Raw genomic sequence first — 18,315 nt, 5'->3', positions numbered from 1 at the left:
TGTCAATCCGGACTTCATTTTTTTATATGAAAACTAAAATGTGTCGTTAGAAAATTTTATACATTCGTAAAAAAATACTATGAACGTTGTAAAACAAACAGGAGATCAGGATTCGTTTCCCGGAACGCATACCATTATCGGATCAGATAAAATTGCTACGATGGAGATTTGTCGACAACAACATAAAACACCATTTCATAAACAGAATATGCTGAAAGAGCATTTTTTGTTATTTGCAATAGAAGGATTAAATGAATTGCGTATTGGCAACGAGCTTTTTTCTTTAAAAAAAGGAGAAATGCTATTAATAAAAAAAGCTACATATGTTGAAATTGTAAAAAGCGGAGATCCTTTAAATGATTTCATGTATGAAAGTGTCTCTTTTTCATTGAAGAAAGATATCATTATTGATTTTATCAAATTGATTGAAATGGATCATTCTTTAGAAGAAAAAAAATCTGATAATAAAGCACTTATTTATCCTTATGGAGAACGTTTAAAATCATTTCTCGAATCCCTGAAACCTTATTTCGACGATAACGAAAACATAAAAACAGGGTTATTTAAATTAAAAATACTGGAATTGCTTTATGATCTTTCACAAGCAAACCCAAAGTTTTTAACCGAGTTAATAAATGTTGATCAAAATGAAACCAGAGACTTATTAAAAACGATAGAAGAACATTATTTAAAGCCTTATTCTCTTCAAGAACTTGCCTATATTTCCGGAAGAAGTTTGTCGAGTTTCCGCAGGGAGTTTGAATCTTTATTTCATACAACACCCGCAAAATGGATTCAGGAAAAACGACTACACAAAGCAAAAGAACTATTCCTCAATACACAATTAACAATTGCCAATGTATGCTACGAAGTTGGGTACGAAAATGTATCGCATTTTTCCCGCTTGTATAAAAGTTATTTTGGTTACAATCCTACTGAAACCAAAAACAGACAATTTCAAGATTAGTATAATGCACAGGATTAACATTATGAAATTATAAGAAACAAAAATCAAATTTAACATTTGAGTATTTTTTTCTGATTAAACTGTTAATTAGTTCTTTTATATTAAAAATAAGCACAAAACAGAGCCAAATTTCATTTATAATCCGCTTTAAATCCAAAAAATAAATCTACAAAACACGCACTATACAAAGGCTTCCCAAACTTTAGCAAATGTTAACAAAATAGATTTTCAAAAACCATAAATAATTGTATTTTTACGGTTCAAAATTTAGAAAATAAATGGGCAAAATCATTGCGATTGCTAATCAAAAAGGAGGCGTTGGAAAGACTACTACATCTGTAAATCTTGCGGCCTCATTAGGTGTTTTAGAAAAGAAAGTATTATTGATAGATGCTGATCCTCAAGCAAATGCCACTTCTGGCCTTGGGATTGACGTAGAATCTGTTGAGATTGGAACCTACCAAATACTTGAACATAGCCACACCCCAAAAGAAACCATCGTAAAATGTTCAGCTCCAAATGTTGATGTGATCCCTGCTCATATTGACCTTGTTGCCATCGAAATCGAATTGGTTGATAAAGAAAATAGAGAATACATGCTTAAAAAAGCATTAGAAAGTGTAAAAGACGAGTATGATTATATCATTATCGACTGTGCGCCTTCATTAGGTTTATTGACCCTGAATGCTTTAACGGCCGCTGATTCAGTAGTTATTCCTATTCAATGTGAATATTTTGCACTTGAAGGATTAGGAAAATTATTGAACACCATAAAAAGTATTCAAAAAATACATAACCCGGATCTTGATATCGAAGGATTGTTATTAACAATGTATGACTCAAGATTACGTTTATCTAATCAGGTTGTCGAGGAGGTTCAAAAACACTTTAACGATATGGTTTTTGATACGGTTATTCAGCGAAATGTAAAATTGAGTGAGGCTCCAAGTTTTGGCGAAAGCATCATTAACTATGACGCAACTAGCAAGGGAGCAGTCAATTACATCAATTTAGCTCAAGAAATTATAAAGAAAAACAGTAAATAGTTTTTATGACAAAAGCAATTAAAAAACAAGCCTTAGGAAGAGGATTATCAGCATTATTAAAAGATCCGGAAAACGACATTGTATCAGTAGAAGATAAAAATGCTGACAAAGTTGTTGGAAATATAATAGAGCTTGAAATAAGTGCTATCGAAATAAATCCGTTTCAGCCCAGAAGCAATTTTAACGAAGAATCGTTGCGTGAATTAGCCACTTCTATTAAAGAACTTGGTGTGATTCAACCTATTACTGTTCGAAAATTAGATTTTAATAAATACCAGTTAATTTCTGGAGAACGTCGTTTGCGTGCTTCGACTTTAGTTGGTTTAACTCATGTTCCTGCTTACATTCGTATTGCAAACGACAATGAGTCATTGGTTATGGCTTTGGTTGAAAATATTCAGCGTCATGACTTAGATCCAATTGAGATCGCACTTTCGTACCAGCGTTTAATTGACGAAATTCAATTGACACAAGAACAAATGAGCGAGCGCGTTGGGAAAAAACGTTCTACCATTGCCAATTATTTACGTCTTCTAAAACTAGATCCGATTATTCAGACTGGTATTCGTGATGGTTTTATCAGTATGGGACACGGTAGAGCAATTATCAATATTGAAGATCTTGACATTCAGACTGATATCTATCAAAAAATCGTAAGTCAGAATTTATCTGTTCGTGAAACAGAAACTTTAGTAAAAAATTACCACGAAAGCTTAAAACCAAAAGTTGAAGGAAAAGCAAAACCAGATTCTTCATTTGTAGTTAAAGAAACGCAAAAAAACACTTTTAACGATTATTTTGGTGCGAAAGTTGATGTAAAAGTCGCAGGCAACGGAAAAGGAAAAATCACAATTCCTTTCAATTCTGAAGCTGACTTTAATAGAATTATAAAATTAATAAACGGATAGTGAATAAAATTGTCCCCATAAGTCTATTGTTCTTTCTTATAGGAACCGTCTCTCTTTTTGCCCAGGCAAAAGAAGAAACGGTTTTGGTCGCTAAAGACACTACCAAGTTAGAAGAAATAGATCCTCTTACGCCAGCAAAAGCAGCATTTTATTCTGCAATTTTACCAGGTTTAGGTCAGGCATATAATAAAAAGTACTGGAAAATTCCGCTGGTTTACGGAGCAATCGGAACCAGTTTATACTTTTATATTGATAATAATAAAAAATACCACGAATATCGCGATGCCTATAAACGAAGATTAGAAGGCTATAATGATGATAATTATCAATTTTTAGATGATAGCAGACTTATTGCAGGTCAAAAATTCTATCAGAGAAACAGAGATTTATCAGCTTTATTTGTCGTAGGTTTTTATGTTTTAAACATTATCGATGCCAATGTTGATGCGGCCCTGATTCAGTTTAACGTAAACGAAAGATTATCACTACGCCCGGAAATTTACCCCAACGATTTGACCTTTAGACCAAACGTTGGACTAACTTTTAATTACAATTTCTAAACAGATTTTATTCTGTTTAAATTTCAAAAAATATACAAAAATGAAAATTGCGCTTTTAGGATACGGAAAAATGGGTAAAGTAATCGAAAGAATTGCTTTAGAAAGAGGTCATGAAATTGTCTTGAAAAAAGACGAATTTAATACTTACGACGGACTTTCAACAGCCGATGTTGCCATTGATTTTAGTGTTCCTACTGCGGCTGTTAACAATATTTCAAGTTGTTTTCATGCAAATGTTCCTGTAGTTTCAGGAACTACTGGCTGGTTAGAACATTTTGACGAAATGGTAGCACTTTGCAACGAAAAACAAGGGGGATTTATTTCAAGCTCAAATTTCAGTTTAGGTGTAAACATCTTCTTTGAACTGAATGAATATCTGGCAAAAATAATGTCGCAATTTGATTCATATAAAGTAACGATGGAAGAAATTCATCATACTCAAAAACTAGATGCCCCAAGCGGAACAGCAATTTCATTAGCAAAAGGTGTTATTGAAAACAGCAACTACGCAAATTGGACTTTAGATCAGGCAAAAAACAACGAAATTCATATTGAGGCAAAAAGAATTGGAGATGTTCCGGGAACTCATACCGTAACTTACGATTCGATTGTAGATAGTATTGAATTAAAACATACTGCTCACAATCGTGAAGGTTTTGCTTTAGGAGCCGTTATTGCTGCCGAATGGCTTGCTGGCAAAACCGGTATTTATAACATGAAAGACGTATTAAACTTAAAATAAACTGATTGAATGTTTAAGGCAATATCTTAAGACCTTGAACTAAAACTTTAAAATATCATGACATTATATCTTTGGTTTGTTTTTTTCTTAGCAGTACAGGTTATCCATTTTCTTGGAACATGGAAATTATATGTTGCAGCAGGAAGAAAAAGTTGGGAAGCTGCAATTCCAATTTACAATTCAATAGTCTTGATGAAAATTATTAGCCGACCAACATGGTGGACTATTTTACTTTTCATTCCGATTATCAATTTAATTATGTTTCCGGTTATTTGGGTAGAAACCTTAAGAACTTTTGGCAAAAAATCAACTCTAGATACTGTTTTAGGTATTTTTACTTTTGGTTTTTACATCTATTATGTAAACTATACTCAAAAATTAGAATACAATACAAATAGAGAATTAACACCTAAAACTAAAACGGCTGACACCGTAAGTTCATTACTTTTTGCTATTATCGTAGCAACATTAGTGCACACTTATATTGTACAGCCTTATACGATTCCGACTTCATCATTAGAAAAATCATTACTAGTTGGAGACTTTTTATTCGTTAGCAAAGTAAATTACGGTCCAAGAGTTCCTATGACAACCGTAGCATTGCCAATGGTTCATGATTCTATTCCTTTCATGAAACGCAAATCGTATTTGAGCTGGCCACAATTGCCTTATTTTAGACTGCCTGCTTTAGAAAAAATCAAACGAACTGATATAGTTGTTTTTAACTGGCCGGTTGATACTGTACGTTATTTTCATGAACCAGAAGGAAGACCTGGAGTTATAAAACCTATAGATAAAAGATCAAATTACGTAAAAAGATGTGTTGGTATTCCGGGTGATAGTTTATCTATCGTAGACGGATTTGTTTTCATTAACGGAAAAAAATTAGTTTTACCGGAAAGAGCTAAACCACAATATTCATATTCTGTAGCTTTAGACGGAAAAACTCCTGTTGATTTTGAATCATTATTTAAAGAACTGGACATTACTGACGCAGCTGGTTTTAAGACTGAAAAAAGAGATACACTTTATTTCAAAGCCTTAACGGAAGCAAGTGCTCAACGTTTAAAAAACACTCCTGGAATTACAGCAGTTACAAGACAAATTGATAGAGGAAATGACAATGCTATTTTCCCTCATATTAACAAATGGAGCCAGGATAATTTTGGTCCAATTTACATTCCTGAAGCTGGAAAAACTGTGGCGCTAAACAATGAATCTTTGCCTTTTTACAAAGAAATCATCACTAATTACGAAGGAAACACATTGCAAATTGATGGTGCACATTTTTTAATCAACGGAAAACAAGCTACGACATATACCTTCAAGCAAAACTATTATTGGATGATGGGAGACAACCGTCACAACTCTGAAGATAGTCGTTATTGGGGTTATGTTCCGGAAAATCACATTGTTGGAAAACCAGTTTTTATCTGGATGAGCTGGGATACAAACGGAAAAGGAATCAATAAAATTCGTTGGAGCAGAGTTTTTACCACTGTTGATGGCGAAGGGCAGCCTCAATCGTATTTCAAATATTTCCTAATCCTTCTTGCAGCTTATTTTGTTGGAGAATTTTTCTGGAGAAAAAGAAAAGACAAAGCATAAATAAAAAATAGTTATTTTTAGTTTCAGGTTTCAAGTCTCAAGTTTTATACGAACCTGAAACTTGAAACCTGAAACTTTTAAACAAAATCAAGATGAACTCTCTATTACTTCCTACTTATTTTCCTTCGATAAGCCACTTTGCAGTTATGGCTCAATCTGAAAATATTACTTTTGAAATGGAAGATAATTTTCAGAAACAGACGAATAGAAATCGTACTTATATTTATAGTCCGAATGGGATTCAGTTATTAAACATTCCTGTAAAGCATTCTAAAACATTACATCAAAAAACAAAAGATGTTTTGATTGAGAATGAATTCGACTGGCAAAAACAGCATTTTAAATCATTAGAAGCCGGTTACAGAAGTTCTCCTTTTTTTGAATTTTTTGAAGATGATATTCGTCCTATTTTCGAAAAACAGCATACTTTTTTGATGGATCTGAATATGGAAGTTCTTGATATTGTAACGAAATGTCTGCGAATGAAATTAGCGTTTTCTAAAACAACAGAATACTTTCGTGAAACAGAAAACACAATAGATTTTAGAATTTTGGCAAACGGAAAAAAAGACACTAATTCATTCGAAAAATACACTCAGGTTTTTGATGACAAACATGGATTTATCAACAATTTAAGTGTTTTGGATTTACTTTTTAACGAAGGTAAATTTGCTATGGATTATTTGAAATCACAGAAATTAGAAGTAAAATAAAGAGAAACTCTACTTCTACTCTTTTCCTTTTTGGAATTTAAAATTGGAATTTCTATTTAACCTTATTCAATTGAAAGCCTTGCCATTATTGGATAATGATCTGAATTTTCGAAATCAGAAAAGCTTTCAAATTGTTTCACTTTCATTTTACTGTCTGTAAAAATATAATCAATTCTCGCTGGATAATAACGAAATTTATACGTTGCCCCAAAACCTTCTCCGGCTTCCTCAAAAGCATCTTTTAGTTTTCCTTTTATATTTCTATATACATACGAAAACGGACTATTATTCATGTCTCCACAAATAATAATCGGAAATTTACACTGCTTGATATTTTCTTTAAACATTTCAGCCTGTTCTTGCTGCTGCCTAAAACCTTTGCTGATTCTGGTATAAATAAGCTGTGATTTTTCCTGATTTACATTATCAATATTATTTGAAATATCAGTTACATCCGGCGAAATCTTAATAGACTGCAAGTGCATATTATAAACACGGATAATATCTTTTCCGCGTTTAATATCTGCATAAATTACATTATTATCCGAATTTGGAAAAATAATATTTCCTTCATACAAAATAGGAAATTTAGAAAAAATCGCCTGTCCGGTTTTAATCTGTTTTCCATCAATAAAAATATAACGATGCGGATAAACTTTTAAGTCAATATGAGCAGAATTTGAGTATTCCTGAATACATAGAATATCCGGATCTTTTTCGTCGATAAAAGTTTTTATGTTAGACGGAATATCATCACGATCCAGCCACTTGAAAACATTAAAAAGACGCACATTATAACTCATTACCGAGAAATCTTTTTCGTCTTTTATATATTCATTAGCAGAAAATTTATAAAATTTACTGATAAATGTAATTCCGGTCAATAATACCAAGCCAGATAAAATAAGTCTCTTTTTAAATTGAATTGCCCAATAAACAAAGAACAATCCATTAAGCACAAAAAAAGCTGGCATAAACAGCGTCAGCACCGATAAAAGCGGAAAGCTCTTAGGTGCGAGAAAAGGTAAAATATAGATACTAAATGTTAGTACAGTCAGGACTATATTCAAAAAGAACATTATCTTATTAAACCACGAAAGGTTTTTCATATTGTTTGCTAAAAGGATTATTTTCCAGCTTTAAATAAAAACTCTTTTTCTTCTTTTGTCAGACAATCATAGCCGGATTGGCTAATTTTATCTAAAATTTCATCAATTTGCTGTTGCGTTTTGTCTTTTGTAACAATTCTTGATGTCACTTTTTCTGTAGGTTTTTTGTAATTTTTATGAACTTTTGTGAATGGGGTCGAAGGGGATTTTTTGAATAGATTTGCAAAGAAATCTAATATTCTGGAAACAATTTTGCTCAAATCAATTCCGTTTTGAAGCAATTTAATAAATATAAATCCAAAAATGGCTCCGGCTAAATGCGAAATATGTCCGCCTGTATTATCTAAGCGAAACTGCATTAAATCTAAAATCAATATTACGGCTGTAATATGCCAAAGTTTTACATTACCAATAAGCATCAGGCGTACATCCATTAATGGCTGATAAGTCGTTGCTGCAACTAAAATTGCCATAATTGCGGCAGAAGCTCCAACAATAGAACCAGAAATACCGGAAAAATAAAAACTCAATGCAAAAGCAACTCCTGAAAAAATAGCGCTTAGAATATATAGACCTAAATATTGTTTTTGTGTAAAGTATGTCAGGAATAAAGTACTGGCAAAATTTAAAACCATCATATTAAACAACAAATGAAAAAATCCGTCGTGAAAAAATGCATAGGTTAAAAATGTCCAGGGTTTATATAAGAAAACATTCGGATCTGATGATAAAGCCAGCCAATTTGGAAAAGCAAAACCGCCTCCTGAATATTGATAGAAAAATACTAAAGAGATCAGGAAACAGGCAATGTTCCAATAGATAACACGTAACGCAATTCCTCCTATTTTATATTGTAATTTTAAATCGTCAAGAATATTCATAAAAGCTTCTTTTGGTTTTTATTTTCGATATTAAAGTTAAAAATTAATTCCAACGATTACTATTAAACTGATTTTTTTTCCAATACCACATAATTAAAAACCCAAAAAGAGCACCACCAATATGTGCATAATGCGCCACTCCATCTCCTATTCCCATAAATGAATTTCCTAAGATTCCGAAGAAACCATCATATAAAATCATATAAACAGGCACAAAATATTTTGCTTTTATTGGAATTGGTATAAACATAAGTCCCAATTCTGCATTTGGAAACATAAACGTAAAAGCAACAAGCAATCCGTAAATAGCTCCTGAAGCTCCAACAACAGTTCCCAAATAAGCTTCTGTAAAATGTTTAAACTCTGAAACTGAAAGTATTTGCTGCCATCTTGTGTCAATTTTTCCCTCATCCAGCAATTGCAAAATTTGCATTTTGTTATATCCATTCGCTATTAAAATATTCAATGCATCCTGATAAAAATAATAATTTACAGCATAATTTATCAATGCCGCTCCTAATCCGCATGAAATATAAAAAAATAAGAATTTTTTACCGCCCCAAAAATGCTCTAATGTTGAACCAAATGAATATAAAGCGAACATATTAAACGCAATATGCATCACATTTCCATGCATAAACATATGTGTGATTATCTGCCAAATTTTAAAACCTGGGTTTTCAGGAAAAAATAAGGCGAAATATTCATAAGACACCGGCACTAATTGAGAACCAATAAAAAATATAATATTGATTATCAATAATTGTTTTACTACGGGAGTTATTTTCATCATATGGCAAACTTTTTATCTATATCTTCAACACGCATTGTGATGAAAGTAGGTTTTTGAAAAGGTGAAATATTTGGGTCTTTACAAGCAAACAAACCGTTTACTAAATTATCTTGTTCTTTTTCAGTTAAATAAGATCCTGTTTTAACTGCTAAACTTTTGGCCATCGATTTGGCAATTGTATCGTTCTGACTGTAACTGCTCGCCGGAATTCCGTCTTGTAAATCACTTAATAATTGTTCTATTACCATCGAAACTTCGCTTTCTGTAATATTTACAGGAATTCCCGAAATTACAATATGATCGGTTTGAGCTTCTTCAAAAACAAAACCTGTTGTTTCTAATGAAGGTTTCAATTCTTCAATTAGTTTCATTTCATCTGTTGAATAAAACAAATTCAACGGAAATAACAATTGTTGACTTGAAGCCTGATTTACAGTCATATTAAGCAAAAACTGCTCATATAAAATACGCTGATGTGCGCGTTGCTGATCGACAATAACCATTCCGGATTTAATTGGCGAAACGATATATTTTTTATGAATCTGATAGGTTCCCTGACTTGCCTGTTCGATCTCATTATCATTAAATAATGACGAAGTAACTTCTTCATTCTCGAATGTAAAAGGTGAGCTTTCGATACTTTCTGTATCTAAACCAACATATAAACTTTCCCAACTTGCGGTTGGTTCTACTCTTTTAGAATAACCGGAATAGGATGAACCTGATCCGGAACCAGAAGAATAACCTGAACCAGCTCCTGAACTAGATTTAGAATAATGCTGATTGGTTTTATCATCTGTAAACGGATTAAATGTTCCGTCGACCTGAATGGTAGGCGTTTCGGCCTCTAAATCTTTATAATGATAGGGCGTATCTAAATTGGCATCACGATCAAAATCAAGAACCGGCGCCACATTAAATTGTCCTAAACTGTGTTTTATCGATGCTCTTAAAATAGCATATAAAGCTTGTTCATCATCAAACTTAATTTCTGTTTTGGTTGGATGAATATTAATATCTATAGTATTTGGCGGAACTTGCAAATACAGGAAATAACTCGGTTGACAGCCATCTTTCAAAAGTCCGTCATACGCAGCCATAACGGCATGATGCAAATAACCGCTTTTTATGAAACGATCGTTTACAAAAAAGAATTGCTCTCCCCTGTTTTTCTTAGAAAATTCAGGCTTACAAACAAATCCCTGAACGTTTATGATTTCGGTATCTTCGTTTACAGGCACCAATTTTTCATTGGTTTTACCGGACATAATCCCAACAATTCGCTGGCGATAACCTGCAGCGGGCAAATTATACATTTCACTTCCGTTATGATAAAACGTGAAATGAATATTAGGATGCGCCAAAGCTACGCGCTGAAACTCATCCATAACATGTCGAAATTCAACTGTATCTGACTTTAAGAAGTTTCTGCGTGCGGGAATATTAAAAAATAAATTTTTAACGGCAAATGAAGTTCCTTTTGGCAAAACGGCTACTTCCTGCGAAACAAATTTACTTCCTTCAATAATAATATGAGTTCCTAATTCTTCCTGCTCTTGTCTGGTTTTCATTTCCATGTGCGCAATTGCCGCAATCGATGCTAAAGCTTCTCCACGAAAACCTTTTGTATGAAGTGAAAATAAATCTTCGGCCTGACGGATTTTTGATGTCGCGTGACGTTCAAAACACAAACGCGCATCGGTCACACTCATTCCTGAACCATTATCAATAACCTGAACCAACGATTTTCCAGCATCTTTAATGATCAGTTTAATGTCGGTTGCTTTTGCATCAACAGCATTTTCTAATAACTCTTTTACAACTGAAGCTGGTCTTTGAACCACTTCTCCAGCAGCAATTTGATTAGCAACGTGATCAGGAAGTAATTGAATAATACTCGACATTAAGAAAAAATAGTTTAAAGGTTAAGGTTTAAATTTTCAAACCAAGAAGCACAAATTTAATGAATTTCTGTTGGCTTTTAGAATAACTCTCATCATAAAAAAAACAAAAAACCTGTACAATTTTACATCGTACAGGTTTTTAATATTTTAGAAAAAATATATTGCTATTCCTTTTCAATCTTTTTCGGAGCATCTTCAATTTGAAGTGCTCCAGAAGTCAATAAAGGCTGATTAAACGGATGCGACATTGAAGCCTGCTGACGAATATAAGCCATTTTTATTGCTGCAATTGCTGCTTCAGTTCCTTTGTTTCCGTGAATTCCTCCACTTCTGTCAATAGATTGCTGGATGTTATTATCTGTTAAAACACAAAAAATAACCGGAATATCAGTCTGAACATTCAAATCTTTAATTCCTTGCGTAACGCCTTCACAAACAAAATCAAAATGTTTGGTTTCGCCCTGAATTACACATCCAATTACGATAACCGCATCTACATTTTGCGTTTGCAGCATTTTTTTTGCCCCATAAATCAGCTCAAAACTTCCCGGGACATTCCAGCGAATAATTTGCTGTTGCGGCACATCGCAATCAACTAAGGCATCAAAAGCGCCATTATAAAGTCCTTCTGTTATGGTTTCGTTCCACTCAGAAACAACAATCCCAAATCGAAAGTCTTTCGCATTTGGGATCGTGTTTTTATCGTATTCTGATAAGTTTTTATTTTCGGTAGCCATCTTTAAATTTAAGATTTTAGATTTTAGACATTAGATTTCAGATTCTGAAATACAAATCTACAATCAAAAATCTAAAATCTAATATTTTTATTGCGCTAATCCAATCAATACATCAACAGAAGCTGCTTCCGGAGTTGCATCGAAGTTATCTTTAATATCATTTAAATATTTCAAAGCATCTTCTTTTTGACCTAAAGCCAAAGCCGTTTTACCCGCTTTTAATAAGAAACGAGGCGTTGTGAAATCATTTTTATTTGATTCAGCAGCTTTTACATAATAGTCTAAAGCTTCTTTTTGTTGGTTTTTTTGAGAATAAGCATCTCCAATTGCACCTTTTGCCAAAGCACTTAAAATTAAATCATCAGATTTAAAATTACCTAAATACTTAATTGCATCGTCAAATTTACCGGTATTCAAATAAGCGATACCAGCATAATAGTTAGCTAAATTTCCAGCATCAGTTCCAGAATATTCATCAGCAATTTTAACGAATCCGAATTTACCTTCAGAACCATTCAAAGACAATTTATATAATGAATCGCTTGCTACACCGTCAGTTGCTTTTTGAAAGTTTTGTTGAGCAACAAACATTTCGTTTGCAGCTTCGTCTTGTTTAGGAGCTTCGATAAATTTTTGGTAAGCCAAATATCCAATAGTAGCAACCGCAATACCAGCAACTAAACCAATAATGATTTTTTGATTTTTAGCAACCCAATCCTCAGTTCTTGAAGCAGTTTCGTCTAATTTTGAGAAAACACCAGCTGTTGTGCTGTCTTTTTCGTCGATGATTACCTGTTGTTCTTCATTTACTTCTTTAACTTCCTTCTCCTTTGGTGCTTTATATCCTCTTTTATTGTAAGTAGCCATTTAAAATTAATTTAGTGAACGGCAAAAATAAAATTTTTATTGAAACTAAAGCAAAAAAAAGCAAATTTATATCCATTTTGAAAAAATAATTCACTAAACGCCTGCTTCTTTAACAATAACAACAAAATAATGCATCAGAAAGAGCGCTAAAAGCCTATTATGTAGATATTTTTCAATAATTTAAATCTTATTATTATCTGTTCAAATCAATTCCTTAATCCGGAAAAAGTATTTTTTAATCACAGATTTTACAGATTCGCACAGATTAAGCATTTATTAAATTAAATTTGCTGAACAAAATCCTTTTTAATCTTTTCATCTGTGGCAGAAAAACTTAATCTGCAGGATAAAATCATAATCTGGAAATGTCAACTTTTATCATTACAGTTTCAAAAAAATGCATTTAAATAAAATTTCTTTATTCAATTATAAAAATTTCTCCGAAGTCAGTTTTGATTTTGACACCAAGATCAATTGTTTTGTCGGCAAAAACGGAATTGGAAAAACCAATGTGCTTGATGCAATTTATCATTTGGCATACGGAAAAAGTTATTTTAATCCGTTAGCGGTTCAGAATATCAAACACGGTGAAGAGTTTTTTGTAATTGATGCCGAATTAGAAAAAAATGACAGAACGGAACAAATTGTCTGCAGTTTAAAAAAAGGACAAAAGAAAATCCTGAAGAGAAACGGAAAAGCTTATGATAAATTCTCAGATCATATTGGTTTCATTCCGCTAGTTATTATTTCTCCCGCAGATCGTGATTTAATTGTTGAAGGAAGCGAAACGCGCCGTAAATTTATGGATAGCGTAATTTCGCAATTAGATTCGACTTATCTGCATCAGCTTATTCAATATCAAAAAGTAATTGTACAGCGAAATGCTTTGCTAAAGTATTTTGCCCTGAATCATGTTTTCGATAATGATACCTTATCTATATATAATGAGCAGCTAAATAGTTTTGGGCAATCTATTTTTGAAAAACGAAAAGATTTTCTGGAACAATTTATACCTATATTTAATGTACATCATCAGGCCATAACCGGATCTGAAGAAACGGTGCAATTGGTTTATGAAAGTCATTTGTTCGAAAAAGATTTATTGACGCTTTTACAGGAAAACATCAATAAAGATCGCGCGCTGCATTATACAAGTGTCGGAATTCATAAAGATGATTTGTCTTTTGAAATTGATTCTCATCCGATAAAAAAATTCGGATCTCAAGGTCAGCAGAAATCTTTTTTGATTGCTTTAAAATTGGCTCAATTCGAATTTCTGAAAAAACAAAGTGGCGTAAAACCGCTTTTACTTTTTGATGATATTTTTGATAAATTAGACGAAAGTCGTGTTGCAAAAATTATCGAAATGGTAAATAGTGAAACTTTTGGTCAGCTTTTTATATCTGATACGCATCCGGAACGTACAGAAGCAATTGTAAAATCAACACATCAGAGTTATAAAATTTTTAATTTATAAGCAATTTTTGCCACGAATTACACGAATTTTCACTAATAAACTTTGACAATAAAACAAAAGCAACCGTTTAAAAATTCGTGCTAATTCGTGTAATTCTTGGCAAACATATAAATTGAAAAATCATTACTTTAGCATTAAAAATTCAGTCTCATGAAATTCTATAAAATTTTATTCCTAATAATTTCAGTTGCACTATTTTCCTGCAACGAAACAAAATCAGGTTCTGTTGAGTCTATCGCTCCAAAAGAATTTGCAGAGAAAATCAAAACGACCGAAAATCCTCAGATTTTAGACGTAAGGACTCCAGACGAATTCGAATCTGAACATATCGATAATGCGGTAAACGTAAATTGGAACAGTGAAGATTTTGCCGAAAAAGCAAAGTATTACGATAAATCGAAACCCGTTTTTGTATATTGTTTAAGCGGAGGAAGAAGTAAAAAAGCCGCAGAAAAACTAAGTGAATTAGGTTTTACAACCGTTTATGATCTAGACGGCGGAATCATGAAATGGGATGCAGAGGGATTTTCTAATCCAATAAATGCTCAGGTTGGCATGACGATGAATGATTTTAATGATTTATTAAATACTGATAAAAAAGTTTTAGTCGACTTTTATGCCGAATGGTGCGGACCTTGTAAACAAATGGAACCGTATATTTTGAAAATGCAAAAAGAAATGGCCAATAAAGTCGTTATCATTCGTATTGACGTTGATAAAGACAAAACTTTGGCAACTCAGTTGAAAATTGACCAGCTTCCGACCTTAGTTTTATACGAAAATAAAGCTGTACAGTGGAAAAACGTTGGTTTGATTAGTGAACAAGATTTAAAAAAACAACTGCAATAACAAAAAATATGCTAACGAAAGAATCATTGCAATTTTTAGACGATTTAAAAAAGAACAATAATAGAGATTGGTTTCAGGACAATAAAAAACGATACGAGATTTTCAAAAAAGATTATCACCAATTAGTGAGTGATTTTCTGGATGTAATGAAACCACTTGATCCATCATTGGAATTATTAGAAGTTAAAAACTGTACTTTCAGAATCAATCGTGATATTCGTTTTTCAAAAGATAAATCTCCTTATAAAGCGCATTTAGGCGTTTGGATGTCCAGCGGAGCTAAAGGTGCAAACCGTGCCGGATATTATGTACATATAGAAAAAGGTGCCAGTTTTATTGCCGGTGGATTTTATTCGCCTGAACCGGATGATTTGAAAAAAGTGCGTAAAGAAATCGCTTTTTTTCATGATGATCTTGAAACTATTCTAACCAATAAAAACTTCAAAAAAGAATTTGGAAGTTTAGATATAAACGAACACAATTCGCTTAAAAATCCGCCAAGAGGTTACGAAAAAGAGCATCCGGCAATTGAATTTTTAAAATTAAAAAGTTTCACTGCAACTCAAAAGTATGATATTTCTGAAGTGACCCAAAAAGATTTTGTTGCCAAAATGAGTCAGAAACTGATTGCGTTAAAACCTTTAAATGAATTTATCAATCGCGCTTTAGAAACGGACGAATCTTAAAAAACATAAAAAGTTGACACGAATTTCACGAATTAACACAAATTGAAAGCTTTGACAAAGTTTGAAACTTTGCCAAAGCTAACCAGTAAAAATTAGTGCAAATTCGTGAAATTCGCGGCAAAAAACTCATTTGAATGAAAAGAAAAATACTTTTTCTGGGAGAATCCTATCGCGCTGATGCTATAACCTGGATGAAAGGTTTGAAAGAATTTGGCGATTTTGAAATTTGCACCTGGGAACTTCAAACGCCAAACAATTCAAAACTCAACCGATTCAGGCGCATTTTAGAATATGTGTTCTCTCCTATTTCTATTCGAAAAACAATCAGGCAACAAAAGCCTGATATGATTATTGCCGAAAGAACGACCAGTTATGGTTTTCTGGCAGCAATTTCAGGCATGCATCCAATTGCAATTGCACAACAAGGCCGAACTGATTTATGGCCGGACGGTTCTATATTATTGCCTTTTAAGAAAATCATTCAAAAATATGCTTTCAAAAAAGCCGATTTAATTCACGCTTGGGGTCCGGTTATGACCATTTCGATGAAAGAAATTGGTGTCGATATGAACAAAGTTTTGGTTATCCCAAAAGGAATCGACTTGACCCTTTTTTCTCCTTCCATAAACAATTCTAATAAAATTGAGGCAATTGTAACGCGTTCTTTACAACCAGAATATCGCCATGATTCTATTTTAAAAGCTTTTGCTATTTTACATCAAAAAGAAATTGATTTTTCGTTAACGATTGTTGGAGATGGAACAAGATTGCAATTTTTGAAAGATTTAGCCAGAGAATTGCAAATTGAAAATAAAGTAATCTTTACAGGAAGAATCCCCAATACCGAACTTCCTAAATTATTACAACAATCAAATATTTATGTTAGTATGCCAATTACCGAAGGCGTTTCGGCATCTTTATTTGAAGCGATGGCTTGCAATTGTTATCCCGTAGTTTCTGATATTGCAGGAAATCAAAGCTGGGTCAAACATCGTGAAAACGGGCAATTAATAGCAATTGATAATATCGAAATGCTGGCCGAAGAATTGATTTGGTCTTTCGAAAATACTGAATCACGCAATAATGCTATTCTTCAAAACCGAAAATTTGTAGAAGAAAATGCCAATTATAATATTAATATGAAAGTTATTGCAGATAAATATCATGAGTTGTTGGATTCGTAAAAAGATTTTAAATTAACCTTAATATATTATAAAACTTATCTGAAAGCTTTATAAAATATAATAATTTTTAATTTATTTTTTGATGCATTCCCAAACTCTTATTTTATAGAAATTGAGCTCAAATAAATTATAATCGTTACTTTTGAACTCAGAATCATCTCGAGATTTCGGGATTCAAAAAGCCTTTTATTTATGGAAATCCAATCCAATTTTTCTTTAAAAAACTACAATACTTTTGGTATCGAAGCCAAAGCAAAACAATTTGTTGCCGTTCATTCTGTCGATGAATTGAAAACTATTTTAGAAGAACACAAAAACGAGAAAAAATTTATTTTAGGCGGCGGAAGTAATATGCTTTTAACTCAAGATATTGACGCTTTGGTAATTCATATTGATTTAAAAGGCAAAAAAATCGTCAAAGAAGATCAAGATTTTGTTTGGGTTGAAAGTCAGGCTGGCGAAACATGGCATGATTTTGTTCTTTATACTATCGAAAACAACTTTGGAGGTTTAGAAAATATGTCTCTTATTCCGGGAAATGTGGGCACAACTCCGGTGCAGAATATTGGTGCTTACGGAACTGAAATTAAAGATACTTTTGTTTCTTGTGAAGCCATGAATATTGAATCTCAGGAAATGAAAACCTTCACAAATGCCGAATGTAATTTTGGTTACAGAGAAAGTATTTTTAAAAACGAAGTTAAAGATCAATATATCATTACATCTGTAATTTATAAACTGACAAAACAGAATCATAAAATAAACACATCTTACGGAGATATTACAGCTGAATTGGCTAAAAACAACGTTACAATTCCAACTTTAAAAGATGTGAGTAATGCGGTAATTGCGATCAGACAAAGTAAATTACCGGATCCGAAAGAACTTGGAAACAGCGGAAGTTTCTTTAAAAATCCAATTCTTTTGAAATCTGATTTCGAGAAAATTCACCAAAAGTTTCCTGAAATGAAATACTATGAAGTTTCAGAAACCGAAGTAAAAGTTCCGGCAGGATGGTTAATCGAGCAAGCGGGCTTTAAAGGAAAACGTTTTGGCGATGCCGGAGTTCATAAAAATCAGGCTTTGGTTTTAGTAAATTACGGAAACGCAACCGGACAAGAAATTCTGGCTGTTTCGAAAGATGTTCAAAAAACTGTTTTTGAAACTTTCGGAATTCATATTGAAGCAGAAGTGAATGTTATTTAATTAAGTTTTGCCACGAATTACACTAATTTTCACGAATTAATATTCTTGTCAGACTGAGCGAAGTCGAAGTCCTTTCAT

General features: G+C 32.7%; 18 protein-coding genes. 12 read left to right on the top strand and 6 right to left on the bottom strand.

Annotation, left to right across the window (positions count from 1 at the left end; translation table 11 throughout):
* Nucleotides 1-79: 79 nt before the first annotated feature.
* From ACZ0AH_RS04450 to ACZ0AH_RS04420, 7 genes are all read left to right on the top strand, one after another.
* On the top strand, nt 80-967 hold the full coding sequence (locus tag ACZ0AH_RS04450) for a helix-turn-helix domain-containing protein (protein WP_463474646.1): 888 nt from the start codon (nt 80-82) through the stop codon (nt 965-967).
* A gap of 278 nt (nt 968-1,245) precedes the next feature.
* Nucleotides 1,246-2,013: a ParA family protein gene (locus ACZ0AH_RS04445; RefSeq protein ID WP_089478522.1), complete on the top strand. Its 768-nt coding sequence runs from the start codon at nt 1,246-1,248 to the stop codon at nt 2,011-2,013.
* Nucleotides 2,014-2,018: 5 nt separating this feature from the next.
* Nucleotides 2,019-2,921, top strand: a complete 903-nt coding sequence (locus ACZ0AH_RS04440; RefSeq protein ID WP_463474645.1) for a ParB/RepB/Spo0J family partition protein — start codon at nt 2,019-2,021, stop codon at nt 2,919-2,921.
* Nucleotides 2,921-3,481 carry a DUF5683 domain-containing protein gene (locus ACZ0AH_RS04435; protein ID WP_463474644.1) on the top strand — a complete coding sequence of 187 codons (561 nt, stop codon included), beginning with the start codon at nt 2,921-2,923 and terminating at the stop codon, nt 3,479-3,481. Before ACZ0AH_RS04440 ends, ACZ0AH_RS04435 begins: the two co-directional genes overlap by 1 nt.
* Nucleotides 3,482-3,521: 40 nt before the next feature.
* Nucleotides 3,522-4,223, top strand: a complete 702-nt coding sequence (gene dapB, locus ACZ0AH_RS04430; protein WP_463474643.1) for a 4-hydroxy-tetrahydrodipicolinate reductase — start codon at nt 3,522-3,524, stop codon at nt 4,221-4,223.
* Nucleotides 4,224-4,280: 57 nt separating this feature from the next.
* A complete protein-coding gene (lepB, locus tag ACZ0AH_RS04425) occupies nt 4,281-5,831 on the top strand; it encodes a signal peptidase I (RefSeq protein ID WP_463474642.1) in 1,551 nt (516 codons plus the stop codon).
* Between the two features lie 92 nt (nt 5,832-5,923).
* Entirely contained in the window at nt 5,924-6,544 is a 621-nt protein-coding gene (locus ACZ0AH_RS04420) for a WbqC family protein (RefSeq protein ID WP_463474641.1), read from the top strand.
* A 62-nt stretch (nt 6,545-6,606) separates the two neighbouring features.
* Here ACZ0AH_RS04420 and ACZ0AH_RS04415 read toward each other — a convergent pair whose 3' ends face one another.
* The 6 genes from ACZ0AH_RS04415 to ACZ0AH_RS04390 form a co-directional block, all read right to left on the bottom strand.
* A complete protein-coding gene (locus ACZ0AH_RS04415) occupies nt 6,607-7,653 on the bottom strand; it encodes an endonuclease/exonuclease/phosphatase family protein (protein WP_463474640.1) in 1,047 nt (348 codons plus the stop codon).
* A gap of 17 nt (nt 7,654-7,670) precedes the next feature.
* A complete protein-coding gene (locus tag ACZ0AH_RS04410) occupies nt 7,671-8,534 on the bottom strand; it encodes a rhomboid family intramembrane serine protease (RefSeq protein ID WP_463474639.1) in 864 nt (287 codons plus the stop codon).
* A 43-nt stretch (nt 8,535-8,577) separates the two neighbouring features.
* Nucleotides 8,578-9,327, bottom strand: coding sequence for a rhomboid family intramembrane serine protease (locus ACZ0AH_RS04405; RefSeq protein ID WP_463474638.1), 750 nt, complete (start codon nt 9,325-9,327; stop codon nt 8,578-8,580).
* Nucleotides 9,324-11,231, bottom strand: a complete 1,908-nt coding sequence (gene mutL / locus ACZ0AH_RS04400; RefSeq protein ID WP_463474637.1) for a DNA mismatch repair endonuclease MutL — start codon at nt 11,229-11,231, stop codon at nt 9,324-9,326. Before mutL ends, ACZ0AH_RS04405 begins: the two co-directional genes overlap by 4 nt.
* A gap of 164 nt (nt 11,232-11,395) precedes the next feature.
* Complete coding sequence (ribH, locus tag ACZ0AH_RS04395) at nt 11,396-11,968, bottom strand: 6,7-dimethyl-8-ribityllumazine synthase (RefSeq protein WP_463474636.1); 573 nt, start codon at nt 11,966-11,968, stop codon at nt 11,396-11,398.
* 87 nt (nt 11,969-12,055) lie between these two features.
* The gene (locus ACZ0AH_RS04390) at nt 12,056-12,835 is read right to left on the bottom strand and encodes a tetratricopeptide repeat protein (RefSeq protein ID WP_463474635.1); all 780 of its coding nucleotides are present in this window, start codon (nt 12,833-12,835) and stop codon (nt 12,056-12,058) included.
* 397 nt (nt 12,836-13,232) lie between these two features.
* On the opposite strand from ACZ0AH_RS04390, the gene recF reads away from it, so the two are divergent.
* The 5 genes from recF (at nt 13,233) to murB (ending at nt 18,237) form a co-directional block, all read left to right on the top strand.
* Nucleotides 13,233-14,312 carry a DNA replication/repair protein RecF gene (gene recF, locus ACZ0AH_RS04385; RefSeq protein ID WP_463474634.1) on the top strand — a complete coding sequence of 360 codons (1,080 nt, stop codon included), beginning with the start codon at nt 13,233-13,235 and terminating at the stop codon, nt 14,310-14,312.
* Between the two features lie 150 nt (nt 14,313-14,462).
* Nucleotides 14,463-15,161 carry a thioredoxin domain-containing protein gene (locus tag ACZ0AH_RS04380; protein ID WP_463474633.1) on the top strand — a complete coding sequence of 233 codons (699 nt, stop codon included), beginning with the start codon at nt 14,463-14,465 and terminating at the stop codon, nt 15,159-15,161.
* A gap of 8 nt (nt 15,162-15,169) precedes the next feature.
* Nucleotides 15,170-15,847: a DUF2461 domain-containing protein gene (locus ACZ0AH_RS04375; protein ID WP_463474632.1), complete on the top strand. Its 678-nt coding sequence runs from the start codon at nt 15,170-15,172 to the stop codon at nt 15,845-15,847.
* Between the two features lie 134 nt (nt 15,848-15,981).
* Nucleotides 15,982-17,031: a glycosyltransferase gene (locus tag ACZ0AH_RS04370; RefSeq protein ID WP_463474631.1), complete on the top strand. Its 1,050-nt coding sequence runs from the start codon at nt 15,982-15,984 to the stop codon at nt 17,029-17,031.
* A gap of 192 nt (nt 17,032-17,223) precedes the next feature.
* Nucleotides 17,224-18,237, top strand: coding sequence for a UDP-N-acetylmuramate dehydrogenase (gene murB / locus ACZ0AH_RS04365; RefSeq protein WP_463474630.1), 1,014 nt, complete (start codon nt 17,224-17,226; stop codon nt 18,235-18,237).
* Nucleotides 18,238-18,315 lie beyond the last annotated feature (78 nt).

The organism is Flavobacterium sp. AC105 (assembly GCF_979258495.1).
Note: the sequence above shows the minus strand (reverse complement) of the source record. Positions and strands in the feature narration are given on the sequence as shown.

Coding starts and splice junctions, on each gene's coding strand:
- ACZ0AH_RS04450 (WP_463474646.1), top strand. CDS start 80: ATGAACGTTGTAAAACAAACAGGAGATCAGGATTCGTTTCCCGGAACG.
- ACZ0AH_RS04445 (WP_089478522.1), top strand. CDS start 1,246: ATGGGCAAAATCATTGCGATTGCTAATCAAAAAGGAGGCGTTGGAAAG.
- ACZ0AH_RS04440 (WP_463474645.1), top strand. CDS start 2,019: ATGACAAAAGCAATTAAAAAACAAGCCTTAGGAAGAGGATTATCAGCA.
- dapB (WP_463474643.1), top strand. CDS start 3,522: ATGAAAATTGCGCTTTTAGGATACGGAAAAATGGGTAAAGTAATCGAA.
- lepB (WP_463474642.1), top strand. CDS start 4,281: ATGACATTATATCTTTGGTTTGTTTTTTTCTTAGCAGTACAGGTTATC.
- ACZ0AH_RS04420 (WP_463474641.1), top strand. CDS start 5,924: ATGAACTCTCTATTACTTCCTACTTATTTTCCTTCGATAAGCCACTTT.
- ACZ0AH_RS04415 (WP_463474640.1), bottom strand. CDS start 7,653: ATGAAAAACCTTTCGTGGTTTAATAAGATAATGTTCTTTTTGAATATA.
- ACZ0AH_RS04410 (WP_463474639.1), bottom strand. CDS start 8,534: ATGAATATTCTTGACGATTTAAAATTACAATATAAAATAGGAGGAATT.
- ACZ0AH_RS04405 (WP_463474638.1), bottom strand. CDS start 9,327: ATGATGAAAATAACTCCCGTAGTAAAACAATTATTGATAATCAATATT.
- mutL (WP_463474637.1), bottom strand. CDS start 11,231: ATGTCGAGTATTATTCAATTACTTCCTGATCACGTTGCTAATCAAATT.
- ribH (WP_463474636.1), bottom strand. CDS start 11,968: ATGGCTACCGAAAATAAAAACTTATCAGAATACGATAAAAACACGATC.
- ACZ0AH_RS04390 (WP_463474635.1), bottom strand. CDS start 12,835: ATGGCTACTTACAATAAAAGAGGATATAAAGCACCAAAGGAGAAGGAA.
- recF (WP_463474634.1), top strand. CDS start 13,233: ATGCATTTAAATAAAATTTCTTTATTCAATTATAAAAATTTCTCCGAA.
- ACZ0AH_RS04380 (WP_463474633.1), top strand. CDS start 14,463: ATGAAATTCTATAAAATTTTATTCCTAATAATTTCAGTTGCACTATTT.
- ACZ0AH_RS04375 (WP_463474632.1), top strand. CDS start 15,170: ATGCTAACGAAAGAATCATTGCAATTTTTAGACGATTTAAAAAAGAAC.
- ACZ0AH_RS04370 (WP_463474631.1), top strand. CDS start 15,982: ATGAAAAGAAAAATACTTTTTCTGGGAGAATCCTATCGCGCTGATGCT.
- murB (WP_463474630.1), top strand. CDS start 17,224: ATGGAAATCCAATCCAATTTTTCTTTAAAAAACTACAATACTTTTGGT.